This window comes from Enterobacter cloacae complex sp. AR_0002 (assembly GCF_001922365.1).
Lineage (GTDB): Bacteria > Pseudomonadota > Gammaproteobacteria > Enterobacterales > Enterobacteriaceae > Enterobacter > Enterobacter hormaechei_C.
In genome coordinates this window covers 497,845-514,843 of sequence record NZ_CP018814.1, presented here as the reverse complement: position 1 = coordinate 514,843, position 16,999 = coordinate 497,845, and the positions used below count along the sequence as shown (strand labels likewise).

The 16,999-nt window shown below is 57.1% G+C and carries 15 protein-coding genes; 5 read left to right on the top strand and 10 right to left on the bottom strand.

Going from position 1 to position 16,999, the window contains the following annotated elements:
* The first annotated feature begins 103 nt into the window (after window positions 1–103).
* Window positions 104–2,137, top strand: a complete 2,034-nt coding sequence (gene metG / locus AM329_RS02605) for a methionine--tRNA ligase (protein ID WP_023324959.1) — start codon at window positions 104–106, stop codon at window positions 2,135–2,137.
* A 109-nt stretch (window positions 2,138–2,246) separates the two neighbouring features.
* On the opposite strand, the gene AM329_RS02600 is transcribed toward metG, so the two are convergent.
* The 3 genes from AM329_RS02600 to AM329_RS02590 are packed head-to-tail and all read right to left on the bottom strand — an operon-like array spanning window position 2,247 to window position 5,162.
* Window positions 2,247–2,717 (bottom strand): DUF1456 family protein, encoded by a 471-nt coding sequence (locus AM329_RS02600; protein ID WP_003859267.1) that lies wholly within the window; start codon window positions 2,715–2,717, stop codon window positions 2,247–2,249.
* Window positions 2,718–2,763: 46 nt separating this feature from the next.
* Window positions 2,764–3,483 carry a two-component system response regulator BtsR gene (btsR, locus tag AM329_RS02595; protein WP_022648676.1) on the bottom strand — a complete coding sequence of 240 codons (720 nt, stop codon included), beginning with the start codon at window positions 3,481–3,483 and terminating at the stop codon, window positions 2,764–2,766.
* Window positions 3,477–5,162: a sensor histidine kinase gene (locus AM329_RS02590; RefSeq protein WP_075155255.1), complete on the bottom strand. Its 1,686-nt coding sequence runs from the start codon at window positions 5,160–5,162 to the stop codon at window positions 3,477–3,479. The genes btsR and AM329_RS02590 overlap by 7 nt, the downstream gene beginning before the upstream one ends.
* Before the next feature lie 218 nt (window positions 5,163–5,380).
* Between AM329_RS02590 and mlrA the strand changes: the two genes are divergently transcribed.
* Entirely contained in the window at window positions 5,381–6,121 is a 741-nt protein-coding gene (gene mlrA, locus AM329_RS02585; protein WP_003859273.1) for an HTH-type transcriptional regulator MlrA, read from the top strand.
* A 69-nt stretch (window positions 6,122–6,190) separates the two neighbouring features.
* Window positions 6,191–6,304, top strand: a complete 114-nt coding sequence (locus AM329_RS02580; RefSeq protein ID WP_022648678.1) for a protein YohO — start codon at window positions 6,191–6,193, stop codon at window positions 6,302–6,304.
* Here the strand turns inward: AM329_RS02580 and AM329_RS02575 are convergent.
* From AM329_RS02575 to bglX, 5 genes are all read right to left on the bottom strand, one after another.
* Window positions 6,279–7,016 carry an ABC transporter permease gene (locus AM329_RS02575; protein WP_003859277.1) on the bottom strand — a complete coding sequence of 246 codons (738 nt, stop codon included), beginning with the start codon at window positions 7,014–7,016 and terminating at the stop codon, window positions 6,279–6,281. The two genes, AM329_RS02580 and AM329_RS02575, sit on opposite strands and share 26 nt — an antisense overlap.
* Entirely contained in the window at window positions 7,000–7,950 is a 951-nt protein-coding gene (locus tag AM329_RS02570) for an ABC transporter ATP-binding protein (RefSeq protein ID WP_003859280.1), read from the bottom strand. Before AM329_RS02570 ends, AM329_RS02575 begins: the two co-directional genes overlap by 17 nt.
* The gene (locus AM329_RS02565) at window positions 7,943–9,100 is read right to left on the bottom strand and encodes an ABC transporter permease (RefSeq protein ID WP_003859282.1); all 1,158 of its coding nucleotides are present in this window, start codon (window positions 9,098–9,100) and stop codon (window positions 7,943–7,945) included. The genes AM329_RS02570 and AM329_RS02565 overlap by 8 nt, the downstream gene beginning before the upstream one ends.
* Window positions 9,101–9,112: 12 nt before the next feature.
* The gene (locus AM329_RS02560) at window positions 9,113–10,030 is read right to left on the bottom strand and encodes an ABC transporter substrate-binding protein (RefSeq protein WP_003859284.1); all 918 of its coding nucleotides are present in this window, start codon (window positions 10,028–10,030) and stop codon (window positions 9,113–9,115) included.
* Between the two features lie 136 nt (window positions 10,031–10,166).
* Window positions 10,167–12,464, bottom strand: coding sequence for a beta-glucosidase BglX (gene bglX / locus AM329_RS02555; RefSeq protein ID WP_023324962.1), 2,298 nt, complete (start codon window positions 12,462–12,464; stop codon window positions 10,167–10,169).
* 189 nt (window positions 12,465–12,653) lie between these two features.
* On the opposite strand from bglX, the gene dld reads away from it, so the two are divergent.
* Window positions 12,654–14,411 carry a D-lactate dehydrogenase gene (dld, locus tag AM329_RS02550; protein WP_003859288.1) on the top strand — a complete coding sequence of 586 codons (1,758 nt, stop codon included), beginning with the start codon at window positions 12,654–12,656 and terminating at the stop codon, window positions 14,409–14,411.
* 102 nt (window positions 14,412–14,513) lie between these two features.
* On the top strand, window positions 14,514–15,068 hold the full coding sequence (locus AM329_RS02545) for a GNAT family N-acetyltransferase (RefSeq protein ID WP_003859289.1): 555 nt from the start codon (window positions 14,514–14,516) through the stop codon (window positions 15,066–15,068).
* A gap of 96 nt (window positions 15,069–15,164) precedes the next feature.
* Here AM329_RS02545 and pbpG read toward each other — a convergent pair whose 3' ends face one another.
* Together pbpG and AM329_RS02535 are read right to left on the bottom strand one after the other, a co-directional pair.
* Window positions 15,165–16,088: a D-alanyl-D-alanine endopeptidase gene (pbpG, locus tag AM329_RS02540; RefSeq protein WP_003859292.1), complete on the bottom strand. Its 924-nt coding sequence runs from the start codon at window positions 16,086–16,088 to the stop codon at window positions 15,165–15,167.
* Window positions 16,089–16,255: 167 nt separating this feature from the next.
* Complete coding sequence (locus AM329_RS02535) at window positions 16,256–16,843, bottom strand: Yip1 family protein (RefSeq protein WP_003859296.1); 588 nt, start codon at window positions 16,841–16,843, stop codon at window positions 16,256–16,258.
* Between the last annotated feature and the right edge of the window lie 156 nt (window positions 16,844–16,999).

Below are 16,999 nucleotides of genomic sequence, written 5' to 3'. Positions count from 1 at the left end.
ACAAACAAGTTTACCTGAAAGGCCGCGGTTTGTGCTTACTTAATAATGCCCCTTTTGGTAATATCGAAAACCCTTTTCACAGTTAAAAGAAGTAATGCCTACTATGACTCAAGTCGCGAAAAAAATTCTGGTAACGTGCGCCCTGCCGTACGCCAACGGCTCAATCCACCTCGGCCACATGCTGGAGCATATCCAGGCTGATGTCTGGGTCCGTTACCAGCGAATGCGCGGCCACGAGGTGAACTTTATCTGTGCGGACGATGCCCACGGCACGCCGATCATGCTGAAAGCGCAGCAGCTGGGCATTTCCCCGGAACAGATGATCGCCGAAATGAGTCAGGAGCATCAGACCGATTTTGCTGGCTTTGACATCAGCTATGACAACTATCACTCCACACACAGCGACGAAAACCGCGAGCTGTCGGAGCTGATCTACACCCGTCTGAAAGAGAACGGTTTCATTAAAAACCGCACCATTTCTCAGCTGTACGATCCGGAAAAAGGCATGTTCCTGCCGGACCGTTTCGTTAAAGGCACCTGTCCGAAATGTAAATCCCCGGACCAGTACGGCGATAACTGCGAAGTGTGCGGCGCGACCTACAGCCCCACCGAGCTTATCGAACCGAAATCCGTGGTTTCCGGCGCGACGCCGGTGATGCGTGACTCCGAGCACTTCTTCTTCGACCTGCCGTCGTTCAGCGAAATGCTGAAGGCGTGGACCCGCAGCGGTGCATTGCAGGAGCAGGTCGCGAACAAAATGCAGGAGTGGTTCGAATCCGGTCTGCAACAATGGGATATCTCCCGCGATGCGCCATACTTTGGCTTCGAAATCCCGAACGCGCCGGGCAAATATTTCTACGTCTGGCTGGATGCGCCGATTGGCTACATGGGCTCCTTCAAGAATCTGTGTGACAAGCGCGGCGACACCGTAAGCTTCGACGAATACTGGAAGAAAGATTCCGATGCCGAGCTGTATCACTTCATCGGTAAAGACATCGTTTACTTCCACAGCCTGTTCTGGCCAGCAATGCTGGAAGGCAGCAACTTCCGCAAGCCGACCAACCTGTTCGTACATGGCTACGTAACGGTGAACGGCGCGAAGATGTCTAAATCTCGCGGGACGTTTATTAAGGCCAGCACCTGGCTGAACCACTTCGACGCGGACAGCCTGCGCTACTACTACACCGCGAAGCTCTCTTCCCGCATCGACGATATCGACCTGAACCTGGAAGATTTCGTGCAGCGCGTGAACGCGGACATCGTCAACAAGGTGGTGAACCTGGCGTCACGTAACGCAGGTTTTATCGCCAAACGCTTTGACGGCGTGCTTTCTGCCGAACTGGCCGATCCTGAGCTGTATAAAACCTTCACCGACGCCGCCGCTGCGGTTGGCGAAGCCTGGGAAAGCCGTGAATTCGGTAAAGCCATTCGCGAAATCATGGCGCTGGCAGACGTGGCCAACCGCTATGTGGACGAGCAGGCGCCGTGGGTGGTGGCGAAACAGGAAGGTCGCGACGCCGACTTGCAGGCGATCTGCACCATGGGTCTGAACATGTTCCGCGTGCTGATGACCTGGCTGAAGCCGGTTCTGCCGCAGCTGGCAGCCCGCGCGGAAGCATTCCTGAACACCGAACTGACCTGGGATGCCATCCAGCAGCCGCTGCTCGGCCACAAGGTGAACACCTTTAAAGCGCTGTACAACCGCATCGAGATGAAGCAGGTTGAAGCCCTGGTGGAAGCATCCAAAGAAGAGGTGAAAGCGGCTGCCGCACCGGTGACCGGCCCGCTGGCGGACGATCCGATTCAGGAGACCATCACCTTTGATGATTTCGCTAAAGTCGACCTGCGCGTGGCGCTGATCGAAAACGCGGAGTTCGTGGAAGGCTCTGACAAACTGCTGCGTCTGACGCTGGATCTGGGCGGCGAGAAACGTAACGTCTTCTCCGGCATTCGTTCCGCGTACCCTGATCCGCAGGTGCTGATCGGTCGTCAGACCGTGATGGTGGCAAACCTGGCGCCACGTAAAATGCGCTTCGGCATCTCCGAAGGGATGGTGATGGCCGCAGGCCCGGGCGGAAAAGACATCTTCCTGTTAAGCCCTGACGAAGGCGCGAAGCCGGGTCAGCAGGTGAAGTAATAAAAAAGCCGGATGAGAATCCGGCTTTTTTTTGCCTGGCGGCGCTACGCTTGCACGGGCCGACGGGTTTTGTAGGCCGGGTCAGGCGAAGCCGCCATCCGGCTAAAAATCACCCCTTCTGGTTATGCACCCGCTGCGTCAACCCACGCAGGAAATAACGCAGAAATTGATCCCCACACTCGCGGTAATTCTTATGATCCGGCGCGCGCATCATGGCGGTGATTTCCGGCATCGACACGCGAAATTTCTGCTCGGTCATGATCGCCAGAATGTCGTCAGTTTTCAGGCAGAAAGCAATACGCAGTTTTTTCAGCACCGTGTTGTTATTCACCCGACGCTCCAGCGCCAGCTCAGGAGCAGATTCATCTTTGCCGCGCTTGTCGTAGATCAGGCCGTTCAGAAAGCCCGACAGAATGATGTCCGGGCAGCGAACAAAACCCTCTTCATCTTCTTTAGTCATCCAGGTGTCGAACCCGGCGGACGTGGATTCCATGTCGGAGAGCGCAAGAATGCGCACCATGTCATTATTGTTCGCTTTCAGGGTGTAGCGCAGGCTACGAAGAATATCGTTACTTAGCATAGAGCCTTCGAATGTCGATGATGCAATGGCGCGCAGTGTATCAGTTTTACAGCCCTATCGCCTCTTTCAAACTTTTCAGGTAGCGACGACTGACGGGAACGGTTTGCCCGGCACGTAACACCAGCTCGGCCTGGCCGTTATCTTCCAGGCGGATCTCCTTCAGGTGCGCCATATTCACCAGATACTGACGATGGCAGCGGATCAGCGGCGTGCGGCTCTCCAGCGTGCGCAAGGTCAGCTCGGTAAAGCCTTCGTTGCCTTCGGCGCTGGTGACGTATACCCCGCTCAGACGGCTGCTGACAAAAGCAACGTCGTCCATTTGCAGGAGGTAAATCCGGCTGTGCCCGGTACAGGGGATAAACTTCAGGGGCTGCTGATGCTCCGGCAGCAGCGTCACGTCCTGCGCGGTACGCTCCTGGCGCAGACGGGTCAGGGTCTTTTCAAGCCGTTTCTCTTCAATCGGTTTCAGCAGATAATCAAACGCGTGCTCTTCAAACGCCTTTACCGCGTACTCATCAAAGGCCGTCAGAAAGACGATATAGGGACGGTGCTCCGGGTCGAGCATGCCGACCATCTCCAGCCCGCTGATGCGCGGCATCTGAATATCGAGGAACAACACGTCAGGGCGCAGTTTATGCACCGCACCGATGCCTTCAATGGCATTGGCACATTCCCCCACAACCTCGATATCACTCTGCTCCTGCAACAGGACACGCAGGTTTTCCCGTGCTAACGGCTCATCATCAACAATCAGCACTCTTAACATGCGTTCTCCTCCAGCGGCAATCGTAAGGTAATTCGGGTATAGCGGTCTGGCTCACAGGCAACGGTGATACCGCAGTCGTCACCAAAATGCGCGCGCAGGCGTTTATCCACCAGGCTCATGCCCAGACCGCCTGACGCGGAAGCTTCATACAGCCCCGCGTTGTCTTCGATATCCAGCACCAGATGGTGGTTAAAACGGGAAGCGGAAATCATGATTTCTCCGGTACCCAGCAGCTGCGAGGTCCCATGCTTAATGGCGTTCTCTACAATCGGTTGCAGGGTAAAGGCCGGAAGATGCTGATACGCCAGCTCATCCGGGACGGATAACGACACCTGTAAACGTGACTGGAAGCGCGCTTTTTCAATTTGCAGATAGGCGTTTACGTGCTCAATCTCGTCCGCGAGGGTGACGATCTCCGAGGGACGCTTCAAATTTTTGCGGAAAAAGGTCGACAGAAATTGCACCAGCTGCGCGGCCTGATCGCTGTCGCGGCGGATCACCGCCTTCAGCGTATTAAGCGCGTTAAACAGGAAATGCGGATTCACCTGAGCGTGCAGGAGCTTAATTTCTGACTGCGTCAGCAGCGCTTTTTGCCGTTCATACTGCCCCGCCAGGATTTGCGCCGAAAGCAGCTGGGCGATCCCCTCCCCCAGCGTGCGGTTGATGGAGCTGAACAGGCGGTTTTTGGCTTCGTAAAGCTTAATGGTGCCCATAACGCGCTGATTTTCGCCCCGCAGGGGAATGACCAACGTAGAGCCGAGTTTGCACTGCGGATGCAGGGAACAGCGGTACGGCACTTCATTTCCGTCGGCATACACCACTTCACCCGTTTCAATAGCGCGCAGGGTATAGGCCGATGAGATCGGTTTGCCCGGCAGATGGTGGTCGTCGCCGGTGCCGGTAAACGCCAGCAGCTTTTCGCGATCGGTAATCGCCACGGCCCCGATATCCAGCTCTTTATACAGCACCTGCGCCACCTTCATGCTGTTCTCCTCGTTGAATCCCCGCCTCAGGATCCCTTCCGTCGACGCCGCAACTTTTAAGGCGGTGGCAGAAAATGCCGAGGTGTATTTTTCGAACATGGCGCGTTTGTCGAGCAGAATGCGCATAAACAGCGCCGCACCTACGGTATTGGTGACCATCATCGGTGCGGCAATGCTGCTGACCAGATGTAACGCATCCTCAAACGGGCGCGCGATCAGCAGGATGATCGCCATCTGCGCCATTTCCGCCACGAAGGTAATCGCCCCTGCGGTAAAGGGACTGAACACTTTATCCGGGCGTCCGCGCTTAATCATATAGCTGTGGACGAGACCACCGAGCAGCCCTTCGACGATGGTGGAGATCATGCAGCTTAGCGCCGTCATACCGCCCATCGAATAGCGGTGCAGGCCGCCGGTTAACCCCACCAGACCGCCCACGACCGGGCCTCCGAGCAGCCCGCCCATTACCGCGCCGATGGCGCGCGTATTGGCGATGGAATCCTCAATATGGAGACCAAACCAGGTCCCCATAATGCAGAATATGGAAAATACGACGTAGCAGAGGAATTTGTGCGGCAGACGGACGGTGACCTGCATCAGCGGAATGAACAGACGCGTTTTGCTCATCAACCAGGCGATGACAAGAAACACGCACATCTGCTGAAGCAACAGCAGCACCAGATTAAACTCGTACATACTCACAAACCGCACATTCTAAAAACGCGTAACATACACTGATAGCGGTTAACTTTCTTTGAAACGTGCCAAAAAAGCGATAAATCGTGTCCGTCATCACACCTTTTGCCGGAGATAACCTTTCTTTCGTATAATTTGTACAAAAAAGAATCAAATCTTCCTGGTTCCGCAAAGTGGGTCTACAGTTAAACTGGGGACGCGCAAGCCTGGGGGCGAAAATGGCGCTTTACACAATAGGTGAAGTGGCACTCCTGTGTGATATCAATCCCGTTACGCTACGGGCGTGGCAGCGACGGTATGGATTGCTTAAGCCGCAAAGAACGGACGGCGGGCACCGCCTGTTTAACGATGCGGATATTGACCGGATCCGCGAGATAAAAAGCTGGATCGACAACGGCGTACAGGTCGGCAAGGTAAAATCGCTTCTAAGCCAGGACGATCCTGATACGCAGCATCTCTGGCGCGAGCAGCAGGAAACCCTGCTGAGGCTGTTGCAGAGTGGCAATTTGCAGCGTCTGCGCGGCTGGATCAAAGAACAGGGTCGAGACTACCCGGCGCAAACCCTGATCACTCATCTTTTTATTCCCCTACGGCGTCGGCTTCAGTGTCAGCAAACCACCTTACAGGCGCTGCTCAGCATGCTTGATGGCGTGCTGATTAACTATATTTCCGTCTGTCTTGCCTCAGCGCGGAATAAAAACAGCAAAGATGCACTGGTGATCGGCTGGAACGTACACGATACCACCCGGCTGTGGCTCGAAGCCTGGATTGCCACCCAGCAGGGCTGGCGCGTTGACGTGCTTGCCCACTCCCTGGCCCAGCTCAGGCCGGAACTGTTTGAGGGACAGACGCTGCTGGTCTGGTGCGGCGAAGTCCCCTCCGCTTCCCAGCAGCAGCTCCTTACGGAGTGGCGCGAACATGGTTATCCCGTTTACTCACTGGGTCCAAATGCGTCGTAACGGCATTTAATGGTTCATTAACAGCTGCGCTTCACCGTATAATTGTTCCGTTAACAACAGGAGCACATGATGAAGGCAACGAAACTGGCCGTAATTACCCTTTTTGCACTGATGGCTGTCAGCGGTATCGGTGGCGTTATGCTTGCAGGTTATTCATTTATTGTTCGCGGCGGTGTTGGCTGAGGTATCCGGCCAGGCGTTCAAACAGGCGATCCACCACAATTGCCGCCAGCGCAACCAGAATCGCCCCCTGAATAATGTAAGCCGTATTAAACCCGCTTAACCCGATAATGATCGGCGTTCCCAGCGTATTGGCTCCGACCGTCGAGGCGATGGTTGCCGTACCAATGTTGATTATCACGGACGTTCGCACGCCAGCGATAATCACCGGAGCGGCCAGCGGCAGTTCGACCTTCACCAGCCGCTGCCAGGCGCTCATCCCCATTCCTTCCGCTACGCTCAGCACCGATGCAGGCACCGCCGCAATCCCTGCCAGCGTCCCTTGCAGAATGGGCAACACGCCGTACAAAATCAGCGCAATGATGGCAGGCTCCTGCCCAAAACCGATCGCCGGCACGGCAATCGCCAGCACGGCCACCGGCGGGAAGGTCTGCCCCGTTGCGGCGATGGTCTCCACCAGCGGACGGAACTCCCTGCCCGCAGGCCGCGTCACCGCAATACCGGCGCCTGTGCCCAGCACGATAGCAATCACGCTTGACACCGCCACCAGCCAGAAGTGCGCCAGGGTGAGATTAACAAAGCTCTCCTGCTGGTATACCGGACGTGGCAGCCCGGGAATAAGCGCATTAAACAGCGCCGCGCTGTGCGGCATCAGGTAGAGTAAGGCGATAAACAGCCCTGTCAGCCAGAGTAACGGATCACGGACCCACTTCACGCGTCACCTCCCCCGCCAGCAGATCGCGAAAATGGATCGTCCCGCATGGTGTCCCCTGCCCGTCCGAAACGGGTAACACCTCACACTGCCGGGCGACAAACGCCGACAGGGCATCGCGCAGGCTCATCCCATCGTGCAGCGGTTCACCACCGATTTGCGCATCCTGCGGACGCAGATAGTCCCTGACGGTGCGCAGCGAGAGCAGCCTGACGCCCAGCTCGCTGCGGCCAAAAAATTCACGCACAAAATCATTCGCCGGCGAGGTTAACAGCTCAAGCGGCGTACCCTGCTGGACGACTTCGCCGTGATCCATCAGTACCAGACGATCGGCCAGCCGCAGTGCTTCGTCGATATCATGCGTCACCAGCACGATGGTGCGCCCGAGAATACGGTGGATGCGGCTCATCTCGGCCTGAAGTGCGCCGCGGGTGACCGGATCCAGTGCGCCGAAGGGCTCATCCATCAGCAGTACCTGCGGGTTAGCGGCCAGCGCGCGCGCCACCCCGACCCGCTGCTGCTGTCCGCCGGAAAGCTGGTGCGGATAGCGGTTACGAAGCGACGCGTCCAGGCCCAGCAGCGCCATCAGTTCGTCGACACGCTCATTGATCTTCCCCCGGGACCATTTTTCCAGCTGTGGCACGGTGGCAATGTTCTGCGCCACCGTCCAGTGGGGAAACAGGCCGATGGACTGAATGGCGTAGCCCATACGCCGCCGCAGCTCCAGCACCGGCAGGCTGCGGATCTCCTCTCCGGCAAAGCGAATCGTCCCGCTGTCGTGTTCCACCAGCCGATTGATCATCTTCAGCGTCGTGGATTTTCCCGACCCCGATGTCCCGATCAATACCGAGAACGCCCCCTCGGCAAAATGCAGATTAAGGTGGCTTGCCGCCGGACGGCCCGCAAAGGTTTTACTCACATCATGAAATTCAATCATTGGCTCTTCTCCTGAGCAGCGCGAGCCACAGGGCAAACAGGGCATCCAGTACGACCGCCAGCGCAATTGTGGGCACGACGCCCAGCAACACCAGATCCAGCGCGCTACTGAGCAGCCCCTGGAAGACCAGTGCCCCAAAGCCGCCCGCCCCGATCAGCGCGGCAATCACCGCCATCCCCACGGTTTGCACTGTCACCACCCGCAGGCTGCGAACCAGCAGCGGAAGCGCAAGCGGCAGCTGTATTTTCCAGAAACACTGGCGCGCGCTCATCCCCATCGCATGGGCGCTTTCCAGCACGTCGGGCGGAACCTGGCTTAACCCCGCCACCACGCCGCGCACCAGCGGCAGCAGCGCATACAGCACAAGGGCAATCAGCGCTGGCGTCAGCCCGGTTCCGGCAATGCCTGCCGCAGCCAACGCAGGGAAGGATTTCACCAGACCGGCGAGGGGGGCAATCAGCAGGCCAAACAGGGCGACGGAGGGGATGGTCTGAATAACGTTGAGCACGGTAAAGACGGCGCCCTGGCGGCTGGTATGTCGGTAGCACCACATGCCCAGCGGCACGCCCAGCAGCAGCGCCGGGATCAGCGTCCCGAACAGGATCGTCAGATGTTGCGCCAGCGCGTTGTCAAATACCTCCTGGCGGTTGACGTACTCTTTTAACAGCGAGAGCTGATTCAGATCGCCGCTGAAGAGGATCAGCAGAGGGATAACCCAGAATTGCGCGTTCAGCAGCCAGCGCCAGACGGGTTGCGGCGTCAGACGGCGAATGGCATCGCTACAGACCAGCAGACAAAGTGCCAGCCACAGCCACAGCCCGCTACCAACCGACGTGCGCGCCAGCGGGCTTTCAACCGCGGCCATCTGCGTTGCCGCCTGTCCCGCGCTCCAGAACAGTACGATAAACAGCGCTTCGCTGAGCAAAAACGTCAGCCACAGGGCGGTTCGCCCCGGCCAGAAGGCTAAAGCAACAGTACTCGCCAGCGCCGCGCCCAGCAGCAGCGGCGTAAATGCCCAGATCTGCCAGAGCGCGCGCGGTTCGCCCGACACCAGACGGTTTGGCGCGACATTCACAAAAGGTAACGCGACCGCCGCGATGGCCACACAGGCCAACAGCAGCAGGACGCGGTTATGGCATTTTATTGGCACAGCCTTATCCCGTTACTTCACAAGCCCTTGTTGTTTCAGGAAGTCGGCAGCCACTTTTTTGGCATCCAGCCCCTCAACGGCAATGCTGGCATTCAGCTGTTGCAGCGTTTTCGCATCCAGTTTTTCAAATACCGGTTTGAGCCATTCCGCAATATCCGGGTAGGCTTTCAGCACCGCCTCGCGCACGACCGGGGTTGGGGCGTAAATAGGCTGAACGCCTTTCGGGTCGGTCAGGGTTTGCAGGCCAAGCGCCGCGACCGGGCCGTCTGTGCCGTAGGCCATCGCCGCGTTGACGCCGGAGGTTTGCTGCGCCGCCGCCTTAATGGTCACTGCCGTGTCGCCGCCTGCCAGAGAGAGCAGCTGTGCCTGATCGAGCTTGAAATCATAGGCTTTTTCAAACGCTGGCAGGGCATCAGCGCGCTCGATAAACTCTGCCGAGGCCGCGAGCTTAAACTCGCCCTTCTCTTTCAGGTAGCGGCTGAGATCGTCAAGCGAGGTGAGCTTGCCTTTCTCGGCGATATCTTTGCGCACCGCGATGGTCCAGGTGTTGTTGGCCGGTGCCGGCGTTAGCCAGACCAGCTTATTTTTTTCTGCGTCCAGCTTTTTGACTTTTTCGTACCCGGCTTTGGCATTTTTCCAGGCCGGATCGTTTTCATCCTTGAAGAAGAATGCCCCGTTGCCGGTGTATTCCGGGTAGATATCCAGCTCGCCGGAAGTGATGGCACCGCGCACGACAGGCGTGGTGCCAAGCTGTACTTTATTGACCGTTTTCACGCCGTGACTTTCGAGTACCTGCAAAATGATATTACCGAGCAACGCGCCCTCGGTATCAATTTTGGAACCCACCTTAACCGGCTCTGCGGCCTGTAACGGCAGGCTCAGCGCCGCCAGAAGCACCGCCGACCCTGTTATCCCCTTAATCATCGTCATTCTGCTTTCCTCATTATTTTGTGGCCTTTTTCATAGGCTTGAGAGAAAAGCGTAGCTTAAAACAGTGAATTTAACCGTTTTTCGTACAAGATGAGAGGCATCCCCCGCCAGGCGGGGGAAAGGGAGAAAGGTAAGATTATTGCAGTTCGAACTCGGCTTTGTTCACGCGGGCGGAATCCACGCCGATGAAGACGTTGAATTTGCCAGGCTCAGCATCGTATTTCATCTGCTGATTCCAGAACTTCAGCGCATTTACGTCAATCGGGAAGCTGACCGTTCTGGTTTCGCCCGGTTTCAGGTTGACCTTTTCGAAGCCGCGCAGCTGTTTCACCGGACGGCTCATGGAGGCCGTGACGTCCTGAACGTACATCTGGATCACCGTCGCGCCTTCGCGTTTGCCGCTGTTGGTCACCTCTACGCTGGCGGTCACTTTGCCGTCACGCTTCAGGGTCGGCGCCGACATTTTGACGTCAGACACCTTGAAGGTGGTGTAACTCAGGCCATAGCCAAACGGATAGAGCGGGCCGTTAGCTTCGTCGAAGTAACGGGACGTGTACTTGTTCGGCTTGTCGGCGTTATACGGACGACCAGTGTTCAGGTGGCTGTAGTAAACCGGGATCTGCCCGACGGAGCGCGGGAAGGACATCGGCAGCTTGCCGGACGGGTTGTAATCGCCAAACAGCACGTCGGCAATGGCGTTACCGCCTTCGGTACCGGCGAACCAGGTTTCCAGAATGGCGTCAGCCTGCTGATCTTCTTTCACCAGCGCCAGCGGGCGCCCGTTCATCAGCACCAGCACCAGCGGCTTGCCGGTGGCTTTCAGGGCCGCGATCAGATCGCGCTGGCTCTGCGGAATGGTAATATCGGTACGGCTGGAGGCTTCGTGCGCCATCCCCTGCGCTTCACCCACCACGGCGACCACCACGTCGGACTGCTTCGCGGCTTTAACCGCTTCGTCGAGCATCTCTTTCGGCGTGCGCGCATCCACCTTCACCGCTTCCTCATACTGGTTGAGGAAGGTCACGATGTCTTTATCGTCGGTGACGTTCGCACCTTTGGCGTAAACCACTTTTGCGTTATCACCCACGGCGCTCTTAATGCCGGTCAGCACCGTAACGGACTGATCCGCCACGCCTGCGGCGGACCAGCTGCCCATGACGTCGCGCTTGCTGTCGGCCAGCGGACCGACCACGGCAATGGTGCCGGTTTTTTTCAGCGGCAGCGTGTCGAGACGGTTTTTCAACAGCACCAGGCTTTCGCGAGCTACTTCCCGGGCTTCTTTACGGTGCAGACGGCTTTCGGCGTTGGTGTCCGCCGGGTCTGAATCCTTCGGCCCCAGATGGCTGTAAGGATCGTTAAACAGTCCCATGTCATATTTCACGTTCAGCACGTGGCGAGCGGCATCGTCCAGCTCCGCCATCGTCACCTTGCCGCTCTTCACCAGCCCCGGCAGGTATTTGCTGTAGTACTCGTCGCTCATGCTCATGTTGATGCCGGACTTAAGCGCCACGCGTACCGCATCTTCCGGGTCAGACGCCGTGCCGTGTTTGATCAGCTCTTTAATCGCGCCGTGGTCAGAAACGGTGATGCCCTTGAAGCCCCACTGGTCGCGCAACACGTCTTTCAGCAGCCACGAATCGGAGGTGGCAGGCGTGCCGTTCAGCGAGTTCAGCGCTACCATCACCGCCCCGCTGCCCGCGTCCAGCCCTGCCTTGTATGGCGGCATGTAGTCGTTAAACAGGCGCTGCGGGCTCATGTCGACGGTGTTGTACTCTTTACCGCCCTCCACCGCGCCGTAGGCGGCGAAGTGCTTGACGCTGGTCATCACCGAGTAACGATCTGCCGGGCTTTTGCCCTGCATCGCTTCCACCATGGTTTTGCCCATCGTGGCGGTTAAATACGTGTCTTCTCCAAAGCCCTCCGAAGCGCGGCCCCAGCGCGGATCGCGGGAGACGTCAACCATCGGCGCCCAGGTCATGTTCAGGCCGTCGTCTGCGGCTTCATATGCCGATACGCGCCCGACGGTTTTCACCGCATCGAGGTTAAAGGAGGAGGCTAAGCCGAGGCTAATCGGGAAGACGGTACGCTGGCCGTGCACCACGTCATAAGCGAAGAACAGTGGGATTTTCAGGCGGCTCAGCTCCATCACCTGATCCTGCATCTTGCGGATATCCTGGCGGGTAACGGTGTTAAAAATGGCTCCTACCTGCCCGTCTTTGATCATCTCGCGAATGGCTTCTTTCGGGTTATCCGGGCCGACGCTGATCAGGCGCAGCTGGCCGATTTTCTCATCGACCGTCATCTTTTTGAGTAAATCCGTGACAAAGGCGTCGCGGGCTTCGGGCGTGAGCGGGTGATTACCAAACAAATCCTCTGCCAGCGCAGGTTGCAGCGCCAGGCTGACGGCGACACCTACAGAACATAGCCATTTCATGTTGTTATTCTCTCTCATCAATAACCGCGGGAAGCACCCGGCCAGACCGTGCGAAAAGCGCAGTGTGCCACAAAGCCTGAAAACCTTGCAGGGTTATTCTCTGATTTTTCTCATGAATACCCGACCGCTCAACGGCTAATCGCGCTATGCTTTACAGCGAGAAATTTGCCCCACCACAAGGAGTGGAAGATGTCTTCTGTTCGAACTGACGATAACACTACATTTATTAACGAACTGTCGCGCCTGGTTGGTCACTCTCACCTGCTTACCGACCCGGCTAAAACCGCCCGCTACCGCAAGGGCTTCCGCTCCGGTCAGGGCGAGGCACTGGCGGTGGTCTTCCCCGGTACGTTGCTCGAACTGTGGCGCGTGCTCAGCGCCTGCGTTGCGGCAGACAAGATTATTTTAATGCAGGCTGCTAACACCGGCCTGACTGAAGGCTCCACGCCGAACGGCAACGATTACGATCGTGACATCGTGATTATCAGCACCCTGCGCCTCGACAAACTGCACCTGCTGGACAAGGGCGAACAGGTACTCGCCTTCCCCGGCACCACGCTCTACTCGCTGGAAAAGGCGCTTAAGCCGCTGGGTCGCGAACCGCACTCGGTGATCGGCTCGTCGTGCATTGGTGCCTCGGTGATCGGCGGGATCTGCAATAACTCCGGCGGCTCGCTGGTGCAGCGCGGCCCGGCCTACACGGAGATGTCGCTGTTTGCCCGTATCGATGAAAACGGCAAGCTGACGCTGGTTAACCATTTGGGGATCGATCTGGGCGTAACGCCAGAGCAGATCCTCAGCAAACTTGACGATGACCGCGTGAAGGACGAAGACGTTCAGCACGATGGCCGTCACGCGCATGACCACGATTACATCACCCGCGTGCGCGATATCAATGCCGATACACCGGCGCGCTATAACGCCGATCCGGATCGCCTGTTTGAATCCTCCGGCTGCGCGGGCAAGCTGGCCGTTTTTGCGGTGCGCCTCGATACCTTCCCGGCAGAGAAAAAGCAGCAGGTGTTTTACATCGGCACCAATCAGCCGGAGGTGCTGACGGAGATCCGCCGTCATATTCTGGCCGAGTTCACTCACCTGCCGGTGGCGGGCGAGTATATGCACCGGGACATTTACGACATCGCCGAGCGCTACGGCAAAGATACCTTCCTGATGATCGACAAGCTCGGCACCGACAAAATGCCGTTCTTCTTCACCATGAAGGGCCGCACCGATGCGATGCTGGAGAAAGTGTCGCTCTTCAAGCCGCACTTCACCGACCGCTTTATGCAGAAGCTGGGCAACGTCTTCCCGGCGCATTTACCGGAGCGGATGAAGACCTGGCGCGACAAGTATGAGCACCATCTGCTGCTGAAAATGGCCGGGGACGGAATTGACGAAGCGCAGAGCTGGCTCACCGAATTCTTCAAAACCGCCGACGGGGATTTCTTTGCCTGCACGCCGGAAGAAGGCAGCAAAGCCTTCCTGCATCGTTTCGCCGCGGCGGGTGCCGCTATCCGTTATCAGGCGGTGCATTCCGAAGAAGTGGAGGATATTCTGGCGCTGGATATCGCACTGCGTCGCAACGATACCGAGTGGTTTGAACATCTGCCGCCGGAGATCGACAGCAAGCTGGTGCATAAGCTCTATTACGGCCACTTTATGTGCTATGTCTTCCACCAGGATTACATCGTGAAAAAAGGGGTTGATGCACACGCGCTGAAAGAACAGATGCTGGCGCTGCTGCACGAGCGTGGCGCGCAATATCCTGCCGAGCACAACGTGGGACACCTGTATAAAGCGCCGGAGACGCTTAAACAGTTTTATCGCAAAAATGACCCTACAAACAGTATGAACCCCGGCATTGGTAAGACAACGCGGAAGAAATACTGGAAAGAGAGTGCCGAATCAGAGCAGCACAATACGCAAGCCTCTGATGAACTCATATAGCCAAATTTAAGAGATTGTTAAGCTCTCCTCAAACGTACTAGAGTATCTGCCTGTTGCCAGAGAAACGTTTCTCTGGCTTTCCAAACAAGGAGCGGGCAGAACATGTCGGCTGTAGAAACTTTCCCCGAAACTGAAATCGAGGTGCGCGACGCCCTTCCTGACGATGCGCATGCCATCTCGGCGATATACGCCTGGCATGTACTTCATGGCCGTGCGTCCTTCGAGGAAGTTCCCCCCACCGTCGATGAGATGCGTCAGCGGATGAAGAGCGTGACCGACAGCGGTTTACCGTGGCTGGTTGCGCTGTATCGCGGCATTGTTGTCGGCTACTGCTACGCCACGTTTTATCGTCCACGCCAGGCTTATCGCTATACCCTTGAAGAATCCATTTATGTGGATGCCAGCACCACCGGCCGCGGGTTTGGCTCGGCCTTACTCCAGGCACTGATCGCCCGTTGTGAACAAGGACCGTGGCGGCAGATGATTGCCGTGGTCGGCGACGGGCAAAATAACCCCGGGTCGTTGCGGCTGCATAAAAAGCACGGTTTCGAAATTGTGGGTCAGCTCAGAAGTGTGGGATATAAAAAAGGCGACTGGCGGGACACGGTGATGATGCAGCGCCCGCTCAACGACGGGGACTGGACGCTGCCGGAATAAACGCAGTGCGGTCTGGTGCCCTCACCCCGGCCCTCTCCCACAGGGAGAGGGAGAAAACATAAAAAACGGTAACATGCGTTACCGTTTTGCTTTTTCCTAATCGTTCTGCGCCGTCGCCATCTGTTCCGCTTTCTGCTTTTTATACGCCAGCGCTGAAGCCGGCACCGGCTGCACTTTCCCGGTTTCAATCCAGGTACGCAGGCGGCTGGCATCCGCGAAGTGGGTATATTTGCCGAAGGCGTCCATCACCACCAGCGCCACTGGCTTACCGTTAAATACGGTGCGCATCACCAGGCAGTGTCCTGCCGCATTGGTGAATCCGGTCTTGGTTAACTGAATATTCCAGTTATCGCGATACACCAGATGGTTAGTGTTGCGGAACGGCAGCGTATACGCCGGGTTCGAGAATGTCGCCATCTCCTCACGCGTGGTGCTGAGCTGACCAATCAGCGGGTATTGCTTACTGGCGATCAGCAGCTTTGTTAAATCACGCGCCGTCGAGACGTTATGGATCGACAGACCGGTTGGCTCCACGAAATGGGTATTTTTCATCCCCAGCGCTTTGGCTTTGGCATTCATCGCGCGGATAAACGCGTCGTAACCGCCAGGATAATGGTGGGCAAGGCTCGCCGCCGCGCGGTTCTCTGAGGACATCAGCGCCAACAGCAGCATATTTTTACGGCTGATTTCACTTTTCAGACGCACGCGAGAGTAGATCCCTTTCATCTCTGGCGTGTGGCTGATATCCACTTTTAGCTTTTCGTCCAGCGGCAGTCGTGCATCAAGCACCACCATCGCGGTCATGACTTTGGTTATGGAAGCGATCGGGCGCACCAGATCCGGATGACTGGCGTAGATCACCTTGTTGGTATTCAGGTCAACGATCATCGCGCTGCCGGACGCAATCTGGGGTTGCGCAGCAGCGGTGGCGACTGCGGTCGTTTTGGCGATGGCTGGCGCGGTAGCGGAGACGCCCAACAGCAGCGCAAGACTAAGGAGTGACACTCGAAATTTCAGCATGATGAGACTTCTGATAATGATTCACGCACGTTATGACGTACACCGCCTGTGTCGACGGATAAACACAGGCTGGCTTCGGCATCATAGCGGTCACCGTGCGTTGTCGCCAGCGGAGAATCATGACCAGATGCTGCATTGCTGGCATTTACGCCAGCAATGCAGGGAACTTAGAAGAGACGGTATCCATAACCCCAAAGAATAACTGTCAGGGCCAGTAGCGCCTCCAGGACCAGTACGCCGATGGCAAGCGTAGAGCTGGAGAAGCTCAGGCCCTCTTCTTTATTGATATTGAGGAAGGTTGGCACCCCTACATACAGCAGATAACCGGTATAAAAGAGGGCAACCGTACCGATCAGCGCGCACAGCCAGACCAGTGGATAGAGCGCGACAATACCGCTTAAAAACAGCGGGGTCGCGACGTATCCGGCGAAGACCATACAGTGTGCCAGCGACGGGCGCTGCGGATAGTTGCGCGCCATCCAGTGGATGACCCGCCCCATCACCGCCACCCCGGCCAGCATCAGGCCATAAAACAGAATGGCCAGGTACAGTCCGGTGAACCAGGAAAGCTGAACCACGGTGCCGTCACCAAAGTTCCAGCCTATCTGCGTAGTACCAATAAATGCGCAGACCACCGGCACCGCTGCCATCAGCAGGACATGGTGGGTATAGTGATGCGCGACCGTTTCGTTCTCGTTACGGATGACCTGCATTTCACGATCGGGATGGGAGAAAAGTCCCCAGACATGGTTCATAACGCCCCCTTGTTGTCGGCCCGTCAGCGATAGCTTAAGTATAATGCAGGCTTTAGATTATTTTATGTACAGTGGGAAATTTCCGTTGATTGCCGCGCGGTTAATGGATGGGGTATATGATTAACGCAGGCACAGTAAGGGAGACGACGTTTACGT

Bases quoted from the DNA above. Each gene is read 5' to 3' on its own strand.
- metG (WP_023324959.1), top strand. From the start codon at position 104: ATGACTCAAGTCGCGAAAAAAATTCTGGTAACGTGCGCCCTGCCGTAC.
- AM329_RS02600 (WP_003859267.1), bottom strand. From the start codon at position 2,717: ATGCTAAGTAACGATATTCTTCGTAGCCTGCGCTACACCCTGAAAGCG.
- btsR (WP_022648676.1), bottom strand. From the start codon at position 3,483: ATGTTAAGAGTGCTGATTGTTGATGATGAGCCGTTAGCACGGGAAAAC.
- AM329_RS02590 (WP_075155255.1), bottom strand. From the start codon at position 5,162: ATGTACGAGTTTAATCTGGTGCTGCTGTTGCTTCAGCAGATGTGCGTG.
- mlrA (WP_003859273.1), top strand. From the start codon at position 5,381: ATGGCGCTTTACACAATAGGTGAAGTGGCACTCCTGTGTGATATCAAT.
- AM329_RS02580 (WP_022648678.1), top strand. From the start codon at position 6,191: ATGAAGGCAACGAAACTGGCCGTAATTACCCTTTTTGCACTGATGGCT.
- AM329_RS02570 (WP_003859280.1), bottom strand. From the start codon at position 7,950: ATGATTGAATTTCATGATGTGAGTAAAACCTTTGCGGGCCGTCCGGCG.
- AM329_RS02560 (WP_003859284.1), bottom strand. From the start codon at position 10,030: ATGACGATGATTAAGGGGATAACAGGGTCGGCGGTGCTTCTGGCGGCG.
- bglX (WP_023324962.1), bottom strand. From the start codon at position 12,464: ATGAAATGGCTATGTTCTGTAGGTGTCGCCGTCAGCCTGGCGCTGCAA.
- dld (WP_003859288.1), top strand. From the start codon at position 12,654: ATGTCTTCTGTTCGAACTGACGATAACACTACATTTATTAACGAACTG.
- AM329_RS02545 (WP_003859289.1), top strand. From the start codon at position 14,514: ATGTCGGCTGTAGAAACTTTCCCCGAAACTGAAATCGAGGTGCGCGAC.
- pbpG (WP_003859292.1), bottom strand. From the start codon at position 16,088: ATGCTGAAATTTCGAGTGTCACTCCTTAGTCTTGCGCTGCTGTTGGGC.
- AM329_RS02535 (WP_003859296.1), bottom strand. From the start codon at position 16,843: ATGAACCATGTCTGGGGACTTTTCTCCCATCCCGATCGTGAAATGCAG.